General features: G+C 41.4%; 19 protein-coding genes and 1 tRNA gene. 11 read left to right on the forward strand and 9 right to left on the reverse strand.

Annotated elements, in window-relative coordinates; all coding sequences use genetic code 11:
• Positions 1–18 precede the first annotated feature (18 nt).
• The 5 genes from ATC1_RS08155 to ATC1_RS08180 all read left to right on the forward strand — a co-directional run bounded on the left by ATC1_RS08155 (position 19) and on the right by ATC1_RS08180 (position 6,353).
• Positions 19–666 carry a pyrimidine 5'-nucleotidase gene (locus ATC1_RS08155; RefSeq protein WP_062280189.1) on the forward strand — a complete coding sequence of 216 codons (648 nt, stop codon included), beginning with the start codon at positions 19–21 and terminating at the stop codon, positions 664–666.
• Positions 667–898: 232 nt separating this feature from the next.
• Positions 899–2,173 carry a S41 family peptidase gene (locus ATC1_RS08165; RefSeq protein WP_062280194.1) on the forward strand — a complete coding sequence of 425 codons (1,275 nt, stop codon included), beginning with the start codon at positions 899–901 and terminating at the stop codon, positions 2,171–2,173.
• A gap of 415 nt (positions 2,174–2,588) precedes the next feature.
• Positions 2,589–3,554, forward strand: coding sequence for a S1 RNA-binding domain-containing protein (locus ATC1_RS08170; protein ID WP_062280197.1), 966 nt, complete (start codon positions 2,589–2,591; stop codon positions 3,552–3,554).
• Between the two features lie 189 nt (positions 3,555–3,743).
• Positions 3,744–4,856, forward strand: a complete 1,113-nt coding sequence (proB, locus tag ATC1_RS08175) for a glutamate 5-kinase (protein WP_062284029.1) — start codon at positions 3,744–3,746, stop codon at positions 4,854–4,856.
• A 231-nt stretch (positions 4,857–5,087) separates the two neighbouring features.
• Positions 5,088–6,353 (forward strand): glutamate-5-semialdehyde dehydrogenase, encoded by a 1,266-nt coding sequence (locus ATC1_RS08180; RefSeq protein ID WP_062280201.1) that lies wholly within the window; start codon positions 5,088–5,090, stop codon positions 6,351–6,353.
• A gap of 439 nt (positions 6,354–6,792) precedes the next feature.
• On the opposite strand, the gene queA is transcribed toward ATC1_RS08180, so the two are convergent.
• Both queA and ruvB read right to left on the reverse strand, forming a co-directional pair.
• Positions 6,793–7,824, reverse strand: a complete 1,032-nt coding sequence (queA, locus tag ATC1_RS08185) for a tRNA preQ1(34) S-adenosylmethionine ribosyltransferase-isomerase QueA (protein ID WP_062280204.1) — start codon at positions 7,822–7,824, stop codon at positions 6,793–6,795.
• Between the two features lie 472 nt (positions 7,825–8,296).
• Positions 8,297–9,340: a Holliday junction branch migration DNA helicase RuvB gene (gene ruvB / locus ATC1_RS08190; RefSeq protein ID WP_062280206.1), complete on the reverse strand. Its 1,044-nt coding sequence runs from the start codon at positions 9,338–9,340 to the stop codon at positions 8,297–8,299.
• A 307-nt stretch (positions 9,341–9,647) separates the two neighbouring features.
• Between ruvB and ATC1_RS08195 the strand changes: the two genes are divergently transcribed.
• The 3 genes from ATC1_RS08195 (at position 9,648) to ATC1_RS08210 (ending at position 13,400) form a co-directional block, all read left to right on the forward strand.
• Positions 9,648–10,622 carry an aldose 1-epimerase gene (locus ATC1_RS08195; protein ID WP_062280209.1) on the forward strand — a complete coding sequence of 325 codons (975 nt, stop codon included), beginning with the start codon at positions 9,648–9,650 and terminating at the stop codon, positions 10,620–10,622.
• A 411-nt stretch (positions 10,623–11,033) separates the two neighbouring features.
• Positions 11,034–12,470, forward strand: a complete 1,437-nt coding sequence (locus ATC1_RS08205) for a hypothetical protein (RefSeq protein WP_062280218.1) — start codon at positions 11,034–11,036, stop codon at positions 12,468–12,470.
• An 84-nt stretch (positions 12,471–12,554) separates the two neighbouring features.
• Complete coding sequence (locus ATC1_RS08210; RefSeq protein WP_062280221.1) at positions 12,555–13,400, forward strand: formylglycine-generating enzyme family protein; 846 nt, start codon at positions 12,555–12,557, stop codon at positions 13,398–13,400.
• A 43-nt stretch (positions 13,401–13,443) separates the two neighbouring features.
• On the opposite strand, the gene hypE is transcribed toward ATC1_RS08210, so the two are convergent.
• The 6 genes from hypE to hypA form a co-directional block, all read right to left on the reverse strand.
• A complete protein-coding gene (gene hypE, locus ATC1_RS08215; protein WP_082174712.1) occupies positions 13,444–14,508 on the reverse strand; it encodes a hydrogenase expression/formation protein HypE in 1,065 nt (354 codons plus the stop codon).
• Positions 14,509–14,511: 3 nt separating this feature from the next.
• Positions 14,512–15,594 carry a hydrogenase formation protein HypD gene (hypD, locus tag ATC1_RS08220; protein ID WP_062280225.1) on the reverse strand — a complete coding sequence of 361 codons (1,083 nt, stop codon included), beginning with the start codon at positions 15,592–15,594 and terminating at the stop codon, positions 14,512–14,514.
• Between the two features lie 194 nt (positions 15,595–15,788).
• Positions 15,789–16,022, reverse strand: a complete 234-nt coding sequence (locus ATC1_RS08225) for a HypC/HybG/HupF family hydrogenase formation chaperone (protein ID WP_062280228.1) — start codon at positions 16,020–16,022, stop codon at positions 15,789–15,791.
• Between the two features lie 159 nt (positions 16,023–16,181).
• Entirely contained in the window at positions 16,182–18,509 is a 2,328-nt protein-coding gene (gene hypF, locus ATC1_RS08230; protein ID WP_062280231.1) for a carbamoyltransferase HypF, read from the reverse strand.
• Positions 18,510–18,674: 165 nt separating this feature from the next.
• The gene (hypB, locus tag ATC1_RS08235) at positions 18,675–19,343 is read right to left on the reverse strand and encodes a hydrogenase nickel incorporation protein HypB (RefSeq protein ID WP_062280235.1); all 669 of its coding nucleotides are present in this window, start codon (positions 19,341–19,343) and stop codon (positions 18,675–18,677) included.
• A 2-nt stretch (positions 19,344–19,345) separates the two neighbouring features.
• Complete coding sequence (gene hypA, locus ATC1_RS08240; RefSeq protein ID WP_062280240.1) at positions 19,346–19,699, reverse strand: hydrogenase maturation nickel metallochaperone HypA; 354 nt, start codon at positions 19,697–19,699, stop codon at positions 19,346–19,348.
• A 325-nt stretch (positions 19,700–20,024) separates the two neighbouring features.
• On the opposite strand from hypA, the gene hisS reads away from it, so the two are divergent.
• Both hisS and ATC1_RS08255 read left to right on the forward strand, forming a co-directional pair.
• A complete protein-coding gene (gene hisS, locus ATC1_RS08250; protein WP_062280247.1) occupies positions 20,025–21,296 on the forward strand; it encodes a histidine--tRNA ligase in 1,272 nt (423 codons plus the stop codon).
• 54 nt (positions 21,297–21,350) lie between these two features.
• Positions 21,351–21,941 (forward strand): zinc ribbon domain-containing protein, encoded by a 591-nt coding sequence (locus ATC1_RS08255; protein ID WP_152024270.1) that lies wholly within the window; start codon positions 21,351–21,353, stop codon positions 21,939–21,941.
• A 78-nt stretch (positions 21,942–22,019) separates the two neighbouring features.
• Here the strand turns inward: ATC1_RS08255 and ATC1_RS08260 are convergent, their stop codons facing one another.
• Complete coding sequence (locus ATC1_RS08260) at positions 22,020–23,714, reverse strand: DUF6056 family protein (protein ID WP_062280254.1); 1,695 nt, start codon at positions 23,712–23,714, stop codon at positions 22,020–22,022.
• Positions 23,715–23,965: 251 nt separating this feature from the next.
• Between ATC1_RS08260 and ATC1_RS08265 the strand changes: the two genes are divergently transcribed.
• Positions 23,966–24,038, forward strand: a tRNA-Arg gene (locus tag ATC1_RS08265).
• Positions 24,039–24,072: the final 34 nt, after the last annotated feature.

Raw genomic sequence — 24,072 nt, forward strand, 5'->3', positions numbered from 1 at the left:
TGCGATATACTTTTTTTTATGAAAATTAGAGCTTTATTTTTTGATTTGGATGAAACTTTATATCCGTTTGGAAATAAGGTTGTTTATGTTTTAGGCGAAAGAATGAATCATTTCATTTCCGAAAAATTAAATATTTCGGAGAGTGAAGTAAAAGGATTTCGAGATCGACTCTATCGAACGTATGGAACAACAGCCAAAGGACTTGTTGTGGAATACGGTGTTGATTTAATCGACTTCCTGAAATACAGCCATGATATTGATATATCCGGTTTCATTTCACCTAAGCCGGAATTAAGACAGATTCTCAACCAGATTCCACTGCGAAAGTATATTCTCACTAACGCTGATCGGTTTCATGCAACTCGTGTATTGAAAAATCTATCGATTTTTGATTGTTTCGATGGGATTATTGATGTATTGGATGTTTTTCCGGATTGCAAGCCCAGTCCGAAGGCTTTTGAGAAAGCGCTTTGGATGACAGGTATTCAATCTGCATCGGATTGTATCTTTTTTGATGATTTCCCGCAAAATGTGGATGTTGCCCACGAGATGGGATTTTATGCTATTCAAGTCGGCGACAGAACTCCGGCAAAATTTGCCGATTCACGGATTGACCGCATTGAAGATATGATTCATTTGGATCTGTTTAAAGAATTCGTATTGTGAATCTGAAAATTGTTTTCGGTTTATTTATATTGATAGCATTTGTAGTGTCATATAATCTGGGATTGATTGCTATCTCAAGAAAAATGAAGAACCGGAAGAATCTCTTGAATATATTCGGGAAAATTAAGAAAATAAATTCTTACGAATTTTGGATGACTGATTCTGAGAAATATCAACAACTCTCCGATAAAATGCGCGGAATTGAAAAGGAAAATGGACAGGAGGACGAAGAATGACACAACGTGTGATTCGAATCATTGCGATCGTTGTTATTTTTATCTGTTGTTTTGTGATGGGCTTTTGCAGCGGTTTTATTGTGGAGCGATTCCCCGATTTGGTCACGAAGATTCAAAGTTATCGGGATTACACGGGAACTGCTGAGTTTTTGACGAAGGTTGCGACGCCTTATGCAGAGACCGAGGTCGATCAAAATGATTTATTTAAACCTTTTTGGGAAGCATGGAATCTGGTTCTTACCTATTATGTAGATCAACCATTGGATGCAAATAGCTTAATGGAGGGAGCTATTCGTGGAATGCTGGAATCTTTGGGAGATCCGCATACCCGATATTCCGATCCGGAAAGCTATCAGAAGGAGGTTGAATACATGTCCGGAGAGGAATATGAAGGCATCGGTGCCTGGGTTGATGTCACGGGTGAATTTGTCGAAATCTCTTCTCCGATGATCGGTTCTCCGGCAGAAAAAGCGGGTTTGAAGCCGCATGATCTTGTTATCGCCATCAATGGAGAAGATATGACCGGGATAGATCCCAGCGATGCGTTGCAAAAAATATTAGGACCAAAGGGAACTACAGTGACACTGACGATCCGAAGGGAAGGTGTCGATCCTTTTGATGTGACAATTGCAAGAGAAGCCATTATTACGCCGATGGTGATTTCAAAAATGCTTGAGGAAAATATTGCGTATGTTCAGTTGACGCAATTTGGCGATCTCACCGTAGAAGAGCTACGTCAGGCATTAGATGATTTGATTCCGAAGAACCCCAAAGGATTGATATTGGATTTACGGAATAACGGCGGTGGTTTTGTCAATACCTGTGTTGATGTTGCGTCTGAATTTTTACCGGAAAAGAAAAAAGTATTAACTGAGAAAGATGGCGATGGTAAGGAAACGGATTATATGACGCAGTCGTATGGCGGTCGTGCGTTGGATATTCCGATGGTTGTATTAGGAAACGAAGGAACAGCTTCGGCTTCAGAAATTTTAATTGGAGCGCTTCAGTATTATGAGCGCGCTGTTTTTATCGGAGTGAAAACCTATGGTAAGGGTTCAATGCAGATTCAACCGAAGTTATCCAATGGCGGGGCTGTTTCTGTTACCATTGCAAAATGGTATACACCTGGGGGTGAGTTGATTGACGGCGTTGGAATTGAACCCGATATTCCTGTCGAGATTACTGATGCTGATATCGAAAACGGAATTGATACGCAATTGGATCAAGCGATTGAGTATCTACTGAAAAATGACAAAACGGAAAGTCTGTAGCCTGAATAAATAATCAAATATCGCAATTCGAAATATGGGAAGGATGATTTGTCAGCAATTCGAGATTCGGACCGATCTGTATTTCGAATTGCTGATGTCATAAACAGATTCGATTTTTCATCAAATATGTACACAAAACGGTATAATAAGGCGTCAATGATTTGTAATATAGGAATGATGAAAAATTGTTGCGTGGTTTTTCCATCGAGCGTATAAATGACGTAACATCCATCTTTCTTTCTTTTTTTATAAGGGTTTTCCGAAAAAGTGATAAAAATCAGCAAAAAATCGAGTTTATTATCCTCGCAAAGCAAAAAAAATGTATTAAATCTGTTAAAACGTTTGACAATAGCAATTTATTGAGAGTATAATCAAAAATTGCGAATATTATTAATTGGAGATCGGTAAATAAAATATGGAACAATCTGTATCACCTGAAGAAAAAAAAGATTTTGAAGAAAACATTGAAGAGGTGAATGAAGTTATTAATTCTTTTGACGAAGAATCAGAAACTTCTGATGAGGCTGTTGAAGACGGCAAAAATGGCGGAGTGAAGATTAAAGAACAGTTCACTGGAAAGGTTCTGAAGTTAAGCCTCGCCGGTGCATTAATTGATATTGGAAAAGAAATTCCCGCTGTCATTCATATTTCTCAGATTCCTCGTCCTGAGGGAAAAGAGAGTTCAAACAACATTCATGAATTTCTTGAAGTTGGCCAGGAAGTCAATGTTTGGGTGAAAAAAGTCAAAGACGGCCGTATTGAGCTGACAATGATCAAACCCCTTGATTTGGAATGGCGTGAAATTAAGAAAGACATGGTTGTAAAGGGAACTGTCGTCCGAATGGAGAAATTTGGCGTTTTTGTCGAAATTGGTGCAGAACGCCCTGGTTTAGTCCATATCAGTGAAATGGCACACAGCTATGTTCGTCAGCCATCAGATCTCCTCAAAGAAGGTGATGAGATTGAAGCTCAAATACTGGAAGTAAATCGACGTAAGAAACAGATCAAACTCAGTATGAAGGCATTACAACCGGAACCGGAAGTCAAAGAAAAAGAAGAAACGATTCAACCAGTTCCTGCCCGACCGACCAGTGCACGAGCGCAGCAGCTCAAAGAAGGAAAAGTTGCAGAACAGGGTGACAAAGCTCCTCGCCGCCAAAAGAAAAGCAATAAAAAACGCGAAGAAATAAACAGTGAAGGAATTTCTTTCAGCTTCAGCGATGAAACTACTACAGAAGCCGAACCGACCGCGATGGAAATTGCTATCCGTGAAGCGATGGAAAAAGCCAAAGCCAGAAATAAATCTGAAAACAAGAAAAAAGGCAGTATCTCCCAGGAACAACAAGATCTTCTTGCAAGGACATTAAACAACAAAGCATAAAAAGATTGGATTCTCTCAAAGAAAACCATCTCCAAATAAAACACCGACTTATGCCGGTGTTTTTGTTTAAAACGAAAGTTTTTTTGTTATTTACGATTTATTCAAATCGCTGAAATTACTGTGGAAATAATGATTCAATCGAAAATGATTTATAATTTCCTGAAAATTACCATTCAGCGGATTGATATTATGTCTTACGATCGAATTGTCATTAAAATTGGAACATCAACAATAACAAACGGATCATCGAATGTGGATATGCCCAAATTGATTGATCTAACGCGCCAGATCAGTTGGATGATGCATCGTGGTATTCAGGTTACATTGGTATCCTCCGGCGCAGTAGCAGCCGGACGAGAAATACTGAATTTTCCGCATCTTTCAAAACATATACCAGGCAAACAGATGTTGTCCGCAATTGGTCAGCCACGATTAATGTCAATCTACATGGAATTGTTTCGCATGTATGGTATTGTTGTTTCTCAGATTTTACTGACACGTAGTGATTTTACTAATCGAAAAAGTTACCTGAACGCACGAAATACATTGGATGGATTACTGAGTCAAAACGTACTTCCGGTCATCAATGAAAATGACACCATTGCTACAGATGAAATCCGTCTCGGAGACAATGATACAATGTCCGCTTTCGTATCCGGATTGATCGGAGCTGATTTGCTCGTTTTATTGACAGATCAGGATGGTTTGTTTGATTCAAATCCTGAGACGGACGCTAAAGCCAAAGTGATCAAAACAATTGATTCAGTTGAAATCCCTCCTGCAGTATGGGAAGCAGCCGGGGGCTCTGCAAGCGGGTTGGGAACTGGCGGAATGATCACAAAAGTCCGGGCAGCGGATATTGCCAGGAGAATGGGTACTTCCATTATGATTGCCAATGGAAAAGTTCCGGATATTCTGATTCGAATTGCTGCAGGGGAACGATTTGGTACGGTTTTCCGTCCGACCAATACCGTGTTGGAAAGCAAAAAGAGATTTTTACTGACCGGATTTCGCTCCAATAATGCATCCATCCGCGTAGATAACGGCGCGGTCAAAGCAATTCTCTCGGGGAAAAGTCTGCTTCCAGCCGGAATCAAAGAAGTTACCGGAGAATTTGATCGCGGCGATACTGTACGTATGATTGGACCGGATGGACACGAATTCGCTGTCGGTATGGTAAATTATGCATCAAATGATCTTCAAAAAATTATCGGATTAAAAGCAAATGAAATTGAAGGGACTCTTGGGTATACCTTTGCGGATGAGGTCATACACCATGATTTCATGATTGTAGATCAATGATTCAATAATTAAAAATTTTATTAACCCATTGGAGAAAAAAGAGAAAATTCGTTGTGCTGTTTTTACTCGGAGCAAAAAAACAATACAACGACAATAGTTTGTTCTATATTAAGAATTGCTTGTTCTTGAAAAAAATTCGCATAATATTTTCATCCAAAATATACGGATGGCGATTGATAGTATCGTGATGTTTACAGCATTTCGATTTGGAGAAAGGATCGGAGCAGAATAATGATCGATTTGAATCTGATGGGGAAAAAAGCCCGAGAGGCTTCCTATATACTGTCCGGTATTCAGACTGAGAAAAAAAATCTTTTCTTAAACAAACTGGCTGAAACGCTGGAAATGAGAATGTCGGAAATTCTATCTGAAAATGCAGAGGATGTTTCAGCATCAAAAAATGTGTTGACGCCTGCAATGGTGGATCGTTTGACATTAACTGCAGATAGAATTCACGGGATCATTCGTGATGTGCTTAACGTTTCCAGGTTATCCGATCCAGTAGGAGAGATTTTCAGCCCTATGGAACACAAAGAAGGACTGAAAATTTGTAAAAAACGCGTTCCGATCGGGGTGATTGCAGTCATCTATGAATCGCGGCCAAATGTCACCATCGATTCTGCCTGTCTGATGATTAAATCCGGGAATGCTTCGATTCTTCGTGGCGGCAAAGAGACGATCCGGACAAATTCAGTCCTTATCGCCTGTGTCAGAGATGCTTTGGATCAAAGCGGAATTCCGGCAGATGCCGTCCAATTTATTGATACACCGGACAGAAACATCATGATGGAATTGCTGCAGATGGATGAATCTATTGACATGTTGATTCCTCGCGGCGGAGCCGGACTGCATGATTTCTGCAGAAAAAACAGTCGAATTCCGGTGATCACAGGTGGTATAGGGATTTGTCATTTATTTGTTGATAAAACTGCAGATCAAGAAAAATCGATCCGAGTAATTCAAAATGCAAAAGTCCAGCGTCCGACTGTCTGCAATGCCATCGAAACAATACTGGTGGATCAATCGATTGCTTCTGATTTTATTCCTAAAGTATGCTCTGTGTTATCTTTAAGCGGTGTCCGATTTAAAGTAGATCAGACGGCGTATGAGATACTCAATGAAACTAAAAATCCAAATCTAATGTATGATCTGGCTGAAAAGAACGATTTTGATACAGAATGGCTTTCGCTGATTCTGGGAATAAAAGTTGTTTGCAATGTGGATGAAGCGATCCAGCATATTCAGCTTCATAGCACAAAACACTCCGATGGAATTTTGACAGAGAATGCTGAGAATGCGCAAAAATTTATTGAAAAAGTAAACTCAGCCTGTGTTTATGTGAATGCTAGTACTCGCTTTACCGATGGCGCAGAGCTGGGTCTGGGCGCTGAAATTGCTATTTCAACCCAGCCGCTTCATGCCAGAGGACCTATGGCGCTGCAGGAATTAACTACTTATAAATGGATCATTCAGGGAGATTACCATTTTCGGAAATAAGATCGAAATTGCTGTTGGGAATTCAATATTTCAACCATAAATAACAAGGGAGTTCTCAATAGATGATGTAGCAGTAATTCCTATGAAAATTGAATTCAATTTTCATTATCGGATGTGTAATTTCTTTCATCTGCTGTTCGAAATATTGGTTGATCTGTCATTGCGAGGAGGGCATCAGCCCGACGAAGCAATCTCTTTCCGGATGGCACTCTGCCCAACATGTGGCGGGGAGATTGCCACGCAATGACAGGTTCCTTATAGCAACTCCTATAAAAATAGAATTCAATTTTCATTATCAGATGTGTAATTTCTTTCATCTGCTGTTCAAAATATGAAAAGTCAATCCATTTTTCGAATGACTGTGATGCATGACATTCGTATGGCTCCCTAGTTTTTATAAGTTTCCTATGCAGGACTGTTGATCAAGTTGTGTCTGTGATTATTGGAGAAACATCGCGTCTCCGAAGGAAAAGAAACGATATTGAAGGTCAATTGCCTGTCGATAAAGCGACAGAATTGTCTCTCTTCCTGCGAATGCGCTGACCATCATAATTAATGTGGATTTTGGCAGATGGAAATTCGTAATCATCGCATCAACTGCTTTAAATTGATATCCGGGAAGAATATAGATTCCCGTATCTCCTGAAATCGGGATCACACACGCATCAGATCCTGCATTTTTTGCTGCCAGCGCTGCGCTTTCCAGGGTTCTTGCACTGGTTGTGCCGACGGCGATTACACGATGCCCTGCTTTCTTTGTCTGCACAATCAATTCGGCAGTTTCAGGCGAGAGCTCACACCATTCTTGATGGATTTTGTGTTGCTCCGGATCATCCTCAGTAACTGGCTGAAAAGTATCCAAACCGACATGAAGTGTGACATACGTGAATCGGACACCTTTTTCTTGGATTTTTTCAATCAGCGATTCAGTGAAATGCAATCCTGCTGTTGGCGCAGCCGCTGAGCCCGTTTCATGCGCATAGACAGTCTGATATCTTTCTGGATTGTCCAATCTCGAATGAATATACGGAGGAAGCGGCATTTGCCCGTTTTTTTTCATAAAATCATCGATGGATCCGCTGAAGTGAATCAATCTGCGGGATCCCTCGTAACATTCCACGATCTCTGCCTGGATTTCGTCTGAAAGGATCAGTTTTTTCCCTTGGGTAACTTTTTTACCGCCAACAAGTGCTTCCCAATTTTGTTCTCCAAGCCGGCGGAGAAGTAAAACTTCGACCAAGCCACCGGTGCCGTCTTTACGGGCATAAATTCTGGCGGGTAAAACGCGGGTTTGATTCAGTACCAGCAAATCGCCAGGATAAAGAAAATCAGACAAGTTATAGAAATGGCTATGATCAATTTTTCCTGTTTTTCGATCATATACAAAAAGTCTGGAAGAATCCCTGGGTTCCAATGGCGTCTGTGCAATTCTTTCCAGTGGAAGTTCATAGTCAAAATCGGTTGTTTTCATGCTTCAATCTTTCAAGTTGAGAAATGTGCCAGAAATTCGAAATTTTGGAAAGCCAAAAAAAGCGAGAAAATTCGTTGCAATGTTGTCTTTGCGCTTTGCACAATGGCAACAAAAAAGTGAATAATACTTCAATATTTCGAATCACTGCAAAACAATAGGTAATTGTATTCCAAAAAAACAAATTGCCTTTTATCTGATGAAAAAAACAGTAAATCGAAATATTGACTCATTGGTGGGATAAAGAGGAAAAACATGTGAATATGATGTGTTTGTGCGAATTGGAAACACATCATATTCACATGGAATACTTGATTGATTTGATTAGGAGGTCTCTATTTCGAATACCTGATGAAAGGTCCGTAACGCAAATTTTGGAAAAGATTTTTTGCAGAAAACAAGGAGGTTTCGAAACATCTTAGATCTATCAGCAAATTGGTATGCAGAAGAAACGAGGTTTTCCCATTTTTCCGAATCAGAAGAGGTTGGGCTGTTTCGGTTCATTACTGTTCTCGCCATTTTCCGGATAGGGAACATTCAAGTGATCGTAAGCTTTTCGTGTTGCCAATCTTCCCTGTGGTGTTCTGTCAATCAGACCCAGCTGAAGCAGGTATGGTTCGACAACTTCCATGATGGTATCGGATTCTTCACTGATGGAAGCTGCAATGGTGCCCAAACCTACCGGGCCCCCATGGTATTTTTCGATGATCGTTGCAAGAACACGGCGATCCACATCATCCAGTCCGGCTTTATCGATACTGAGTAATTCCAAGGCATCAACAGATACAGTCTGATTGATTTCGCCATCGGCTCTTACTTGTGCAAAGTCTCTGACGCGGCGCAGTAATCGCAGCCCGATACGAGGCGTTCCCCTGGAGCGGATGGCAATTTCGCGTATACCATTTTCATCCGCACGGATATTTAATTTAATGGAAGCATTTTTGATGATTTTTTCCATGGACTGCAAATCGTAATAATTGAGGCGATAGACGGCTCCAAACCGTGCTCTCAGTGGTGAACTGACCAGAGATAGTCTTGTGGTAGCCCCTATGATGGTGAAGTGAGGGAGTTTTAAGCGGATCGAACGAGCTGAAGGTCCTTTACCGACCATGATATCCAGAACTGAATCTTCCATGGCAGGATATAGTATCTCTTCAATTGCCCGGTTCAGACGGTGGATTTCATCAATAAATAAGATGTCACCTTCATGCAAATTGGAGAGAATTGCAGCTAAATCTCCGGCGCGTTCTACTGCAGGACCGGCAGTGATCTTGATGTTAACGTTCATCTCATTCGCCATCACGTGTGCCAACGTGGTTTTTCCAAGACCCGGTGGACCATAAAAAAGAACATGATCCAGCGGTTCTTTTCGCTGTCGGGCAGCGGTTAATAAGATGGAAAGGTTTTCACGTACCTGATCTTGCCCGGTTACTTCTTCCAACAGACGCGGTCTGAGAGCAATATCAATCCGGTCATCGGAAGAAATTATTCCAGGATTGCTTAATCGTTCATTATCCATGAGTATAATTATAACAGTGAAGCCTCGACGATCTGACCCGGCGATCAACGATTCGATATATGGAAAAAAAGGAATTGTTGTTGTGTTTTTACGTCAGGCGTAAAAACACAACAACATTACATTTTCTCTCTATTCGAAAAGCGTATCCATATTTCAAATTGCTGCGTTGCGATACGAAATACGGGAAGGATAATTTATGATTGAATTTTAATACGGAGTAATAAAAATCGTAAATTTCCTCAATTGATTCGAAAGGCTGGTCTGATTTTCGTATATCCGGAATTGAAGTAGATGAAGGAAAAACCTCATGTTTGGATACAATATCGCAAAACATCCTGTATTAGATCAGAAAATGATCTGTCTATGGTCTGAAGAAGATCATTATCGCAGATCCGAAGCAAAGCTGCTTCCAGGCTTTGGTTCGAATTTGTGCAGTTTTATTGTAGATGGACTGGAATACCTGCATCAGGCACCGATGCCGGTTATCGGAACGAAATTTTTTGGTACGCCAATTCTTTATCCATTTCCGAACAGGGTTCGCAATTGCCGCTTCACATTTGATGGTGTTGAATATCATCTTCCTGATAATGATGGTGGACGATCTTTACATTGTCTGGTTGCTGACACACCGTTTGATTATGAGATTCCAGTTGTAAAAGACGACAGTATTTCTGTTGCGACGCATTTACAAATTCTTCCTGGACATCCGGTTTTTCAGCAATTTCCCATTGCCAACCGGTTGGATTTGATCTACACATTAAAAAATGACAGCATTGAAATCATCGTGAAAATCACCAATTTGGATGAAGAAAAAAGATTTCCTTTTGGCTTTGGGATTCATCCCTATTTTAATATTTTTGGATCCAAGGCTGATACGTTATTGCATGTTCCGGCAAAAAAATGGATGGAAGCAATCAGTCTGCTGCCCACAGGTAATCTGATTGATATGGAGAAATCACCGGCAGATCTAAGCATTCCGACGCCAATTAAAGGACTGACGCTGGACGAAGTGTGGTATGGCATGGATCCGAAAAAACCTCAATCCATAATCTATCAAACGATTAATCGGAAACTGGTATTAAAAGCTTCTGATATTTTTACCCATAGCGTAACGTATACCCCTCTCCTGGAGCCATTTGTTTGTGTGGAGAATCAAACCAATTCAACAGACTGCCACAATCTGTATTCCCGCGGTTTTGAGAAAGAATCTCATCTGTTAATCTTAAATCCGGGAGAAAGCATCAGCGGTACACTGCAATTTTCCGTTGAAAAATTGTCGTAGATTTGCAGTTGATACGCAATTTAAGTATCAACTTCTTTTTGAATCAAATGGGAAAAACTGGTTGTAGTGATATTTTTCGCTTCGCAAAAAATATCACTACAACAAAGAATCCTCCCCATATTTCGAATTGCTGAAAAAACTTTGTTACAATTATCTATGTATAAAAAAAATTTCTCGATCAATGAGAAATGGGATTGATACGGAAATTTGAAATCGGAATAGCGAAACAACAAAAATTCTTGATTGATTCGAAATTCCAATTTAAATTTCGGATCGCTGCGGAAAGAAAGATCCATTCGAATTTACGAGTGAAAAAACATAGTCAGTTGGAAACAGCGAATTAAAAAGTGTTCAGATGTTGATAGAAAGCGACTTAATAAGACTTTTCTGAACATGCAAATCGGAGGTTTGATGTTAAAGAAAAAAGACAAACTCAATGCATCCGGATTAGGAGCCACGTATGGAATTGATCCGGAAGCGCTTGATTTTTCGAATGATACCTGGTCGTGGAAAGGTGATATCCCCAATTATCCGATCCAGTCAGATGGTTTTTCATATGATGTGATTGATAAAGATGGAAATGACAAAACGGCACTTTCTCTTGGCATTTTAGGTATGATCATCATCCTCTTTAATGTAAAGAGTCCAAAAATAAAAGAAGAAGATATTCTGCCTATTTTTACTCAGGTAGCTGCAACGCGAAATTGGCACAAACTTTCCAATAAAGAAATTAATTTCTTGAGTAAAACTGCAATTTCGAAGCTGGTAAATACCGAAACAAGCAGCGATGTATTTGATTTAGCCTCTTATGCTCCGCTGGAAGTGAAACGGGCATTATTAAAGAAATTATTTGTTGCAGCCAGATTCCGGTTGAAACCGGAATATCGAGAGGAAGCGGAACGCCGAATTGTTGAAGATATCGTTCCCTTGATTTTTTCCAATCCGGAGTATGAATTGGCTTTGCTGACCGGATTGATTGTCAAACCCAAAGGGGGAGATTCCATACTTCCTCAGAAAGAAGTAGTTTCTGGAGAAGAGCCAGATGAAATAGATCGTGAACCTATCGATTCGGAGCCTGAGCCAATTGAGCAGAACGCGGAGGAAGCTTTACAAAATCATCTCGAAACTTTGCGTCGAGAAGTTCCAAATCCAATCGATCTGAATGCAGAACCGCATGAATCCTCCGGTTATGTTCCTTTTTCAGACATGGAAAAAGAACAACTGCAGCAGGCTTCACAGCCGCCTGTTAGTCAACCATCCATGTCGCAACCTGGTGCAACGTATAACGGACAAAACCAGCAGGAACAAAGAACATTTTCAACCGATTATGAAAATGCAGCTAAGATCATACCACAGGCGCAAATCTTTCAATCGAATGAACCAATAAGACCTGATACGGCTGAACCGAAGCCATTTGGTTTTGATTCACTTCCTTATCAACCGCAGAATGTTCCGGCAAACCAACCTCGAGCTCAGGTTCCGCCACCTAACTTGCAGGATATACCAAAACCTCCTCTACCGACAAATATCCAAAGCAATTATCCGGTTCCCCCGGCTCCGGCGGTGCCTGAATATTTTCGTCCTGCTCAACCGCCTCAGCCCATGTATCCGGCGCCAGGGTATCCATATCCGGGTCAGCCAGTACCTCCGGTTGATCCATACAGATACCTGTCACAGCAGCCGGGTTATTCAGGACAACAGAATCTGAACGGGGGATTTTATGGTAACAATCCTCAGATTCCGCCGCAATATCCACCGGCAGGCTTTCCACCGTCACACGGAGATCAATCCAGTCAAACTCCGCCTCCGATTGAGCAGACACAACCGCGAAATCCAAAAAAATCATAAATAACGATGTTATGTAGATTAAAAGTCCCATTTGCACGTTTTCAGCAGGATGGGGCTTTTTAAAATATAAAGGATTGCAAGCATATGAAGAAATGGATCGGTCTGACTTTTTCTGGAATTTTCTTCATAATTCTTGTTTTTTCATGGTTTTTATTCTCAAAATACATACGCCCGAATCATTATCAGCTCCTGCGTCCTTACACATTCCGAAGCGGAGCTGCATTGGTGACCACAGAATACCGCCCAGGGAAAAATGGATCGCTGCAGATTTTCATTCCTGCGGGTGAAGCAATACTTGGCAAAGAGCCTTATCAGACAACCGAATATATAGAATCATTTTGGATCGATCAGAAACCGGTCACGATCCATGAATACAAGGAATGCTTTTCCCAGGGCGCCTGCCGCTGGCCGCATTATCACGATGATTATTCGAAATACTTTCAAAAAAGTATCTACCAATGGCTGCCGGTTACTTTTGTAAGCTGGCTCGAAGCAGAAGAATATTGTGAACAGGCTGGAGGTCATCTTCCTACGGAAGCCCAATGGGAAAAAGCTGCTCGCGGTCCAGATGGGCTTGTTTTATTGTGGGAAGGGGAGAATCAAGATTATCAGATGGCAAATCTGGATAATTTTTATTCTTTTTTAACTCCTGCCGGATGGCTTCCCAAAGGAGCCGGACCTTATGGGCTTTTAGATACTGCCGGAAATGTACGCGAATGGGTAATTGACGCATGGATAACAGACCAATCGCCTGTTCAATCCGGTCATTGGACAGAAATCATTCGTAATCGCAGCGAGAACATATCACGAATTCTCAAGGGTGGAAGTTATCTGGATGATGTCGCTCATGTCCGGTTTAATTATCGTGATTCACATGAGGCAAATTCGCCAGGTATCAACCGTGGTTTTCGTTGTGCCTATGAGTATTAATGCAAGCATCAATGTTTCGAATTGCTCATTTGTGATGTTAACCTCAGCAAATTCTGGGAAGCAATTCACCCGGAAGAGGGTCGAGTATTCGATGCGTACCTAAATTGGTTTGCAGCAAGACGATTGGTGAATGGTTCGGAAAAACGCGGCCGATGATGGCTGCATTCTCTCCGTATTTGGATCTACGAATTGCCAGTAGTACGTCTTGTTTGATTTCATCCGGGACAATGATGATCATTTTGCCTTCATTGGCAGTTGTATATGGATCAAAACCCAGCATTTCACAAACTGCATTCACTTCTTTTGAAATTGGAATCGATTTTTCATCCAATTCAATTCCCACCTGACTTTGATTTGCTATTTCATTGAGCGTTGTGCTTAAGCCGCCTCGTGTCGGATCCCGTAAAACATGAACGGAACGCGCGAATGGCTGTAAATTTCTGACAATCTCATTCAATGGAGCCGCATCCGATGAAATATCGGCCCGTATTCCTAATTCGCCGCGCGCGCACAAGACTGCCATGCCGTGATCTCCGATGGTTCCACTTAAAATGACAGCATCCCCCGGCGCGGCTTTTTCTCCCCCTGGTTGAAAATTTTCCGCGATATAACCAATTCCGGTGGTGTTGATAAAAATTCCATCCCCTTTTCCACGTTCGACTACTTTTGTGTCTCCTGTGACGATTTCTACCTGAGCCTCTTCAGCACTTTTTTTCATCGATTCCAGGATTTGTTCCAAAACCGCAATAGGTAGACCTTCTTCCAGAATGAAAGCTGCAGAAAGCCATTTGGGGGTTGCACCGGCAGTCAAAAGATCATTCACTGTCCCGCAAACGGCTAATCTGCCGATGTCACCGCCTGGAAAAAAGAGTGGCGTGACGATATGGGAGTCGGTTGTCACGGCAATTCTGTGAATATTATCCGGTATTGCTAAATTTGCCGCATCATTTTTTTGCTGCAAACCATCGCTGTGAAAGTATTTGAGGAATACACGCTGGATCAGCTCTGCGGTCATGGCTCCGCCGCTGCCATGACCAAGCATGATTGCTTCGTGATGAGAAAACGGCAGGGGACATGAAAAACCTTCCGATAGACTATGTCCGGTCATGAATTATCTCCGATATTTATAATAAGCTGAACAGGCTCCTTCAGAAGAAACCATGGTCGCACCCAGCGGATGCTGCGGTGTGCATTCGCGTTGGAATGCTTTGCAATCCGCAGGTTTTTTTAATCCCTGCAAAATCAAGCCGGCAATACATTGTTCGGATTCTTTTGATTGAATTTCAGCTACATGGAACCGTTCTTCAGCGTCAAATTCTTGAAATTCAGAACGCAGTCTCCAACCGCTCATCGGGATCATGCCAATTCCCCGCCAGTTACGGTCACAGGGTTCAAACAGGATATCCAGCATTTTTTGAGCTTCGATATTTCCTTTTTCACTGACACTGCGGCTGTAAGCATTTTTCACACCCCAGGAATTTGTCTCCAGCATGGAAATTGTTTCAAAAATTCCTGCCAAAAGGTCTACCGGTTCAAATCCGGTGACGCTGATTGGGACATGATAACGATTACTGATCGGCACATATTCTTCAATGCCCATCACGGAACAGACATGACCTGCAGCCAGAAATCCCTGAACTCGATTGTTCGGTGAAGAAAGAATGAGTTCCATCGCCGGTGGTACTCTTACCTGTGAGACAAGGACAGAATAATTTTGGATTCCCAACCGCTTGGCTTGAAGTATGCTGATTCCATTGGCTGGAGCTGTTGTTTCAAATCCAATCCCAAAAAAAACAACCTCTCTACTTGGATTCTCTCTGGCAATCTGCAATGCATCCAGTGCTGAATAGACGACACGAATATCCCCTCCTGCAGCACGGACTGAAAAGAGATCGCTGTTGGATCCTGGGACGCGAAGCATATCCCCATAGGATGTAAAAATCACATTCTTGTTTTTTGCAATCAGGATAGCTTTATCGATGAGCTCCAGCGCCGTGACACAAACAGGACAGCCAGGTCCGTGCACGATTTCAATCTGATCCGGGAGAAGTTGATCCAACCCGAATTTCATCATTGAATGCGTCTGACCTCCGCACATTTCCATGATGACCCACTTTTTGTGTGTTATTGAATGGATGGAATGCAATAATTTCTTTGCGCGGTCTGAGTTCCGAAAATCTTCGATGAAATTCATTCGAATACTCCGATCCATATTGTGAACAGCAATTCGAGATATGAACAAACCTTTCGAACCAATCGAGAAAACTCATTATTGCGTTGTTTTTGCTCTTTGTGTAAAAACAACGCAATAATAAATAATTCTCGCCATATTTCGAATCGTTTGTGCAGAATTGATATCATTGGTATATTCCGGTCCGATGAGATATTCTACAACGGGATTTCATTGATTTCATCGAATGCGCGAAGAGTCTCAATCGCTTCTTCTTCATCCATTTTGCAGAGGGCAAATCCGGCATGAACCATGACATAATCACCGATGGCTACATCGCTGACTGTGGAAAGACAGGCTTCCCGCAATGCCCCGTCATATTCAACAATGCCCATGGTAATACCGTCAGCATCATAAATTTTGGTAATTTTCCCAGGAATTCCGAGACACATGTTTACTCCTTGTTTTTTTTGCTGGAAACAACATCTGTCCGATGAAGTACAGCTGGCTCGTCATTCATCGAACGGAAGGAAGTGCGATTCAATGATTCGTTTCCATATTTGGACTTGTTGAACGCAATTCAAGATCATAGTAATTTCGATCGATAAAGTCTAGCGCATTCGGTCCTTAATTTCGTTTGCAATGACTGCCTGACCAAAAGACACACATCCATCATTGTAAGGAAGCTGCCTGGGTAATAGAACGTTAAAACTGTTTTTTTCAAGCAAATCCCTGACTCCGCCGAGTAATATCTGATTCTGCCATACGCCACCGGATAAAACCGTCGGAATATTCAAATTCACAGCTTCTCTGATTCTAACGCAAATTTCCAGGCATAACTGAATGACTCCATGATGAAATTTTGCAGAAATGACTGATTTCGGAATACCCTGACGCAGATCATCGAGTATATTCCCGATGACCGATTTCAGCAGGATTTTATCTTCGAGAATTTCAAATGGATAATATTCTGTGCAATCGGGATCTGCTACGTTTTCTAATTCGATTGCAGCTTGTCCTTCATAGGAAGCTTCCTGACAAATTCCCAGCAAAGAGGATATTGCATCGAAAAGTCTTCCCATGGATGAGGTGTCAACACAGTTGAGATGATGATCCAGTTGTGTTTTTAATAGCTCTTTTTCTCTGTCAGGGATGGAAGAAACCGGAAAGAGAGAATCTTCCCAGGAAAAGCCATTTGCATATAACAATGCAAGCGCCTGGCGATACGGTTTTCGGATGGCTGTGTCTCCTCCGGGAAGCGGGAAATTATCCAGATGATAAACCCGTTCAAAACCCGCATTGTTGCATAGAAGCGCTTCACCTCCCCAAATGAATCCATCCGTTCCATATCCGGTTCCGTCAAATGCCAATCCGATTGCGGATTCTGCATTAAATCGATGATTCTCTGCTAAAACGGAAGCAATATGCGCATAGTGATGCTGAATTCTGATCAGTGGTAATCCTGTCTCTTCCGAAAGTTTTTCCGCATAAGTCGTTGAGAGGTAATTGGGATGAAGATCGCAAGCGATTACTTCCGGAGTAACCCGGAATATGGTTTTGTAATGTGCTATTTCCTCTTGATAGGCTTGAAATGTCTCCGCATTTTCCATATCTCCGATATGATGGCTGATAAAAGCGTAATTACCCCTTGTCAGACAGAAGGTATTTTTCAACTCCGGACCTGCTGCAAGAATTTGATTCATTTGACGTTGAACCAGAATCGGATCCGGCGCATATCCTCGCGCGCGACGAATCATGATCCGTTGATGATCTTGATCAATTCGGGTGACCGAATCATCGATCCGGGTGACGATTTGCCGGTTATGGGTGAGAATTCCATCTGATAATTGTGCAAGTATTGTCCTATCCTTTTCTGAATCGCCAAAAACAATCGGTTCTTCAGAATAATTGGCGCTGGTCATCACAAGGACTTCAATTTCCGGAGACAACATTTCAAAAAGGAGAATATGGAGCGGAGTATAAGGAATCATGAATCCCAGTTCGTTTTGTGTCGGAGCTACTGATTCAGGAATGATGCATCCAACTTTCATTTTCAACAGGACAATCGGAGCGGCAGCGCTTTGGAGCAGCGCGCGCTCATCCGGATTGACCATGCAATACTTTTGAATCGTCGGGATATCTTTTGCCATTAATGCAAATGGTTTATTGCTGCGATGTTTTATTCCGCGTAACCGTTTCAATGCGGTTTCATTCATCGCGTCACAGGCAAGATGAAACCCGCCAATGCCTTTGATCGCCATAATTTCCCCGTCCTTAATCGATTCTGTCGCTGCTATTAATGCATGATCTCCGAAAATTCCGTCTGACCCGTTGCGGAAATAAGTGAGTTGGGGTCCGCAATCCCTGCAAGCCACAGGCTGCGCATGAAATCTTCGGTCAAGCGGATTTTCATATTCAACGGTACAAGATGAACACATCGGGAAGCGTTTCATGGAGGTGTTGGGTCGATCATAAGGGATTCTTTCTATGATCGAAAAACGCGGTCCGCAATTTGTGCAATTGGTAAACGGGTAGTGGAAGCGGCGATTGTTAAAATCAAGTATTTCATTTTGGCAAGCTTCACAAATGCAAATATCCGGTGAAACAGGCAGAAAATCAGTCTCGATATTCTGACTGGGAAGGATTCGAAACTCCTTCTCATTCTGAAAAGGCACTTCGAAAAAACTTAAATGATCTATACGCGCACGTGGAGGTGGAGCAGTTTGCAGGATTTCATGAAAACTATCTATGGATCTTTGGGGTCCGAAAACATTAATGATGACCCCATTGGCGCTGTTGCAGACATCACCTTTGAGATGATATTTTATAGCTGTCTGATACACAAACGGACGAAATCCAACTCCTTGGACAATGCCGGTGATTTGATAATGCCGTCCCAGCATCAGCTTGGAGTCAGAATTATTTGATGATGCGTTCATTCCGGTTTGTACATCATTAAAGGTATCAGCCAGCAGTTCGAAATATGGATTTTATTATTTGAATCAATCAAGAAGATTTGTTGTTCTTATGGTTTTGTGCTTCACAAAAAGCCATAAGAACAACCATGAATTCTTTTCAAATTTTGAATTGCTGGATATCAGCGATCAGGCTTTTGCGTCCGCTACTTTTGATTTCAGCCATGTCAACCATGGTTCAAAGCCTTCGCCTGTTTTTGCTGAAGTCGGGAAAGTAATCAATCCTGGATTCAGTAATTCAACGCCAGTGCGAAATCGGTCTATATCATATTCGACATAAGGGATCAGATCGGTTTTTGTCACCAAAAGAACATTCAGATTCCGATAAATATTTGGATATTTATATGGTTTGTCATCTCCCTCAGCAACACTTGCTATCAGCGCATTGGCATGGGATCCTAAATCCCATTCGGCCGGACAAATCAGATTACCGATATTTTCAATAATCACTAAATCCAGGGAATCCAGCGGAAGCTGTTCCATCCCTTTTCGGACCATCATGGCGTCCATATGGCATTCACCCATGGTTGTAACCTGAACTGCAGGTGCACCGGCTAAAGTGACTTTATCGGAATCGATTGTCACTGAAGCCGTATCTCCTTCGATCACTCCGATACGCATTTCTTTTTTCAACAACGCAATTGTTTTTACAATGAGAGCAGTTTTTCCAGCTCCGGGTGCAGCCATAATATTGATACAAAAAATTTTATGATCCGAAAATATCTTTCGATTTTCGTTGGCTACGAAATCATTTGCGTTCAGAATATTTTCAACAACAGGTACTCGAACGGTCGTCATAATTACTCCTGATTTTTAATTATTTCAATACTGTCCACCCAGAATTCATTTCCTGAAACCAACGAAACGTTGCTGCTGTGACAATTGGGGCAGCCAGTCATCTCCTGATGGATCTCATATTCATGATTGCAGTTTTCGCAGTGGAAGATAGCAGGCCGATGATCAAAATGAAGTACAGATTTTTCGCAGATTGTCCCCTGAACAAGGATATTCCAATAATACTGGATACATTTGGGAAGAAGATTGGAAAATTCTCCGATTACCAAATAGATAGCACTGACCTGATCAGCTCCGTTTTGTTCCGCATGTGCGATTGCAATGGCGAGTATATTTTCTGTGACAGATAACTCATGCATGTTGGAATTATAACTCAATCAAAGGTACAATTATTCCCAGCAATTCGAAATATGGAGTTACTTTTCGACTCAATCAAGAAAATTCGTGTTCTTATGATTTTACGTGAAGCGCAAAAAATTAAGAACAACGATAACTTCTTTTCATATTTCAAGTTACTGAATTATTCCGAAATTTTCTGTATTGTCAGAAATTTTTCAGGCTGAAAACAAGCCTTGATTTACTGATAGTTTTGCAGCTTCTGATTTTTTGGAAAAACAAATTGTAGTAAACTTTTTTTCTGAACAAATAAGCAAACTGGGCGACCAATAAACTGAGGAGAAGGTAATGAAAGAAATCATTCAACGCGTAAAGGGAACAAGAGATTTTTATCCGGAAGATATGGCTTTTCGAACATGGCTCCATCAGCAAATCCGGGTTGTTTCTGAGCGTTTTGGTTATCAGGAGTATGATGCTCCATTTTTAGAAAAATTGGACCTTTATGCTGCGAAGTCCGGTGAAGAACTGGTAAAAGAACAGGCGTTTGTTTTCATGGATCGCGGCGGTTCAGAAATTTCCCTGCGCCCTGAATTGACACCGTCTTTGGCGAGAATGGTTGCACAGAAGCAAAACGAATTAGTTTATCCGCTGCGATTATGGTCGTTTGGACCTTTTTGGCGTTATGAACAACCCCAAAAAGGCCGTACCCGTGAATTTTTCCAATGGAATATCGATCTGATCGGATCGGCTGGCTATCAGGCGGATGCTGAATTGCTGGCAATCTGTGCCGATTTTTTTCGGCAGGTTGGACTGACTCCGGAAAAAGTGCGTATCAACATCAACAATCGTCGATTAATGGACAGCCAGTTACAAAAAATCGGTATTTCTCAAGACCAGAAGCAGATTGTCTTTCGCATGATCGACCGCAGAGACAAAATGCGACCGGATGAATGGGTTTCTTACGGATTATCCCAGGGTCTGACCGTGGCAATTCTGGATGCGCTGAAAGAATTGTTGGACAATCGCAATTTATGGAGAGAATCTCCGGAATTGACCGAAATTTTTGATTTGCTCAAAAAAATGGGATGCGCGGAATACTTTGACTTTGATCCGCAGGTGATTCGCGGTTTATTGTATTACACGGGAACCGTTTTTGAAGCGAGAGACGCGGCAAAGGATGGCCGGGCATTGCTTGGAGGCGGGCGGTATGAAAACCTTGTCGGAGACGTTGGCGGAGATTCTCTGCCTGGTGTCGGTTTTGCGATGGGCGATGTGATGATTCAGGTAATTCTTGAAAAATATGGTTTGATCCCTGCTTTGACAGTTCAGCCAGCCAAAGTTGTTGTGACCTGTTTTAACAAGGAAAGTCTCAGCGATTCCTACGCATTGGCGTCCGTACTGCGAGCAGCCGGAATCAAAACTTTGTGTTATCCCGAATTTGTAAAGTTAGATCGACAATTGAAATACGCAAATCGTGTCAATGCCAGAGCCGTGATCATTTCCGGACCGGATGAACAGGCTGCTGGCAAAATTACCATCAAGGATTTGGAAAATCGCACCCAGATGACAGTCGAGAGAAATCTTCTGATTGAAACACTGGAATCGATGAACATTTTCTGATTATAGACGGCTCCGGAACCAATTTGGCTGATGATTTCAAATAAAGGGGTACCAATGAAATGTGAATTTTGCGGAAAAGAAATTTCGGAAGAAAACGAACAATGCCCTTTTTGTAATGCTCCTGTGGTTTCATCCTCTGGAAAAATGAATGAGAACGATGAGATACCAGCAGAAAACGATGCACATTCAGCCGATGAGGAAGCACTGCCTTCCGATTTTGGAAGTCCGGAGCTTCTTGCTGCACAAGAGGCAATCGATCAAAAAGATGCCGAACAACTTCATAGTAGAGAAAAACAGCCTGACTTTCAATATGGAAAATTGACAAAAATTTGGCTGTTGATTTGTATGAGTGAAGCAGCTATACCTGCTATATATTATTATTTTTCAAACTCGGATTATTCAAAACTCATTGCTTCTTTGTATTTTGTTGGTGTGATTATTTATTTGATACTTTTCTTGTCCAAAAAGAAAAAGACAGCTCGAAAATATTTCTACTATTCTATTTTTTTTACAATTTTTGTGATCATTCATCAAGCAGTTGAACATGCTCCGATGATTCTGATGGTTCTGACGGCATTTATCTCATTCATAACATACCTTTTCTTAAATAACAGTCAGATATTTCAGAAAAAGAAACCCAGTTAAATAATCTGCTTTGAGAAATGAGAATAACAGAGAAAAACCAGTCCATCAACTGCTTTCCCTGACTGCGATTGCCGATTATTACTTATCAGATGGACCGATTAATACTGAACAATCCTTCATGGCTGTGATTCTATCCAGATCGTAGAATTCAGCCATACCGATGTTTACATAAAAATTCGGATCATCTGTTAGATCCATGAGCTCGTCAAAAAGCAGATCCACGCTGCAGGCTTCAATTACAGCGGTTGTATTTTTTTGCTGCAGAATCATCTTTTCCCGGAAATCTGATTGTAGAGAAAACTTCCTGCATGATTCAATATTTTCCTTATAAAAAGCAAGACATTCAAAAGATGTGACGAGAAGAATAAATACCAGATTCGTAAAACTGAAGTGTTGATTTTTTTGCGAATGGGTGAGTGATCCGGTCAGAATTGCCAGGAGAAAAACCGCAGTTTGAAAACAGGATATGGGTATAACCATCGCCCGATCAGGAATCCATTGAATCATACTGTTCGGCAGAAAACAGAAATACGCGGCGATGATGAATGTGAGAATTGCCCAAATCGCCAATCGTTTCTGTTTTTTATCGAAACACAGTTTGCTCCCCATAAATAAAAACAAAAAGGTGAAAATCAGAAAGATTTCGGATTTTTCAAATATTTTTTTTATCATAAGGATAAACAGATTCGTCATCCCTGGTATGATTTTTCCAAACACCCATGTTAAGGAAATTTGGGTTGATCCTTCCGGAAAATAAGAAGCGCGAATTCGATTACCGGGGGAGATCAATGAAACCAATGTCGCAGTGATTGAAATGATGAAAAATATGATCACATATTTTTTGCGGCTTTTCTTTTCCATGGGGAAAAATAAAACATAGATCAGCGTAGAAAGCGAAAGTACACATAAGGAGATGGCTGTTAATTCATTCGAACCGCAGGCTGCGATCAATCCGGTTAATGAGAGGATGAATAAAAGGCAGGAATGCCTATTTTGCGTCATTGACAAAAAAAGGAACATGAAAGAAAAAATCGCCATCACTATTCCGAAGCCGTATACGACTCCTCCGGAAAACCAGTATAAGGAAGAGAATGCGGATGGCGTAATCAGAAAAATCGAAGATGCAAAACAGCAGCCTGCGAGAATGGATAGTAATCGGGGAGAATTTTTATCAGATGGAATTCCGGTGCTGAACGATCGGATGAATATAAAAAAAAGAACGCTTATGCCTGCCATTGCCATCAAATGGATCAATATCGGAAATCCAATAACGGAAATCCGGATGGGGAAGAGATTTGCAGCCCATGTAACGGGTACGTTTGAAAAACGGCCAGACCAGGATGAATAATTTTTGATCATCGCATCGATTAATGAATAATCCCGAATTGCTGTAATATTATTAAAATCATCCAGAATTGGACGCATGTGAAACGAGAGACTGTAGAGCGGAAGCGGAGAAACAAGCGCTGCGATGAAAACAAGCAACTGAGAAAACCGGTTTTTCGTGATTGTTACATTCCTGGATATGAATAAAAGAATCGCATAAAGCATGATAATGATCAAAATTAGGAATATCCATGATACGAAACGCTGGATGCTCTCATCTCTTCCTGAAAATGAATGACCGGAAATCAGGATAAACAGCGGATCCAAATACATTAACGAGGGCTTTAAATATGGATAAACCATCAAAATGGCAACCATAATTGCTGCAATCAATTCATGATAATCAATCGGGAATAGGAGTTTCTTGATGCTGGTCTGTGTTTTCATGCGCTTATGATCTTTGAAAATTCTTTTCAAATTTATAATATGAATATGCAACTATTAATCATAACAAAAGAATTGGAAATCGTCGTGTAATTCTTCAGTAATCAACAATTCGAAAAAATTCTTCCGGATTTATTCGAATTGTAAGTCAATATTTCGAATTACTGTTGCCTTTGATAACTTTTCCCGATATATTTAAAATTTAGTGATATACTATTGGAGTTATTCTATGAGGAGTCCTCAAAGAGTAATTTGCCCTCGTAGCTCAATGGACAGAGTAGTTGACTTCGAATCAAAAGGTTGAGGGTTCGAGTCCCCCCGGGGGCGCATTAAAAGAGACCGGCATCCATCAGGACGGCGG

Source organism: Flexilinea flocculi, from assembly GCF_001192795.1.
GTDB lineage: Bacteria > Chloroflexota > Anaerolineae > Anaerolineales > Anaerolineaceae > Flexilinea > Flexilinea flocculi.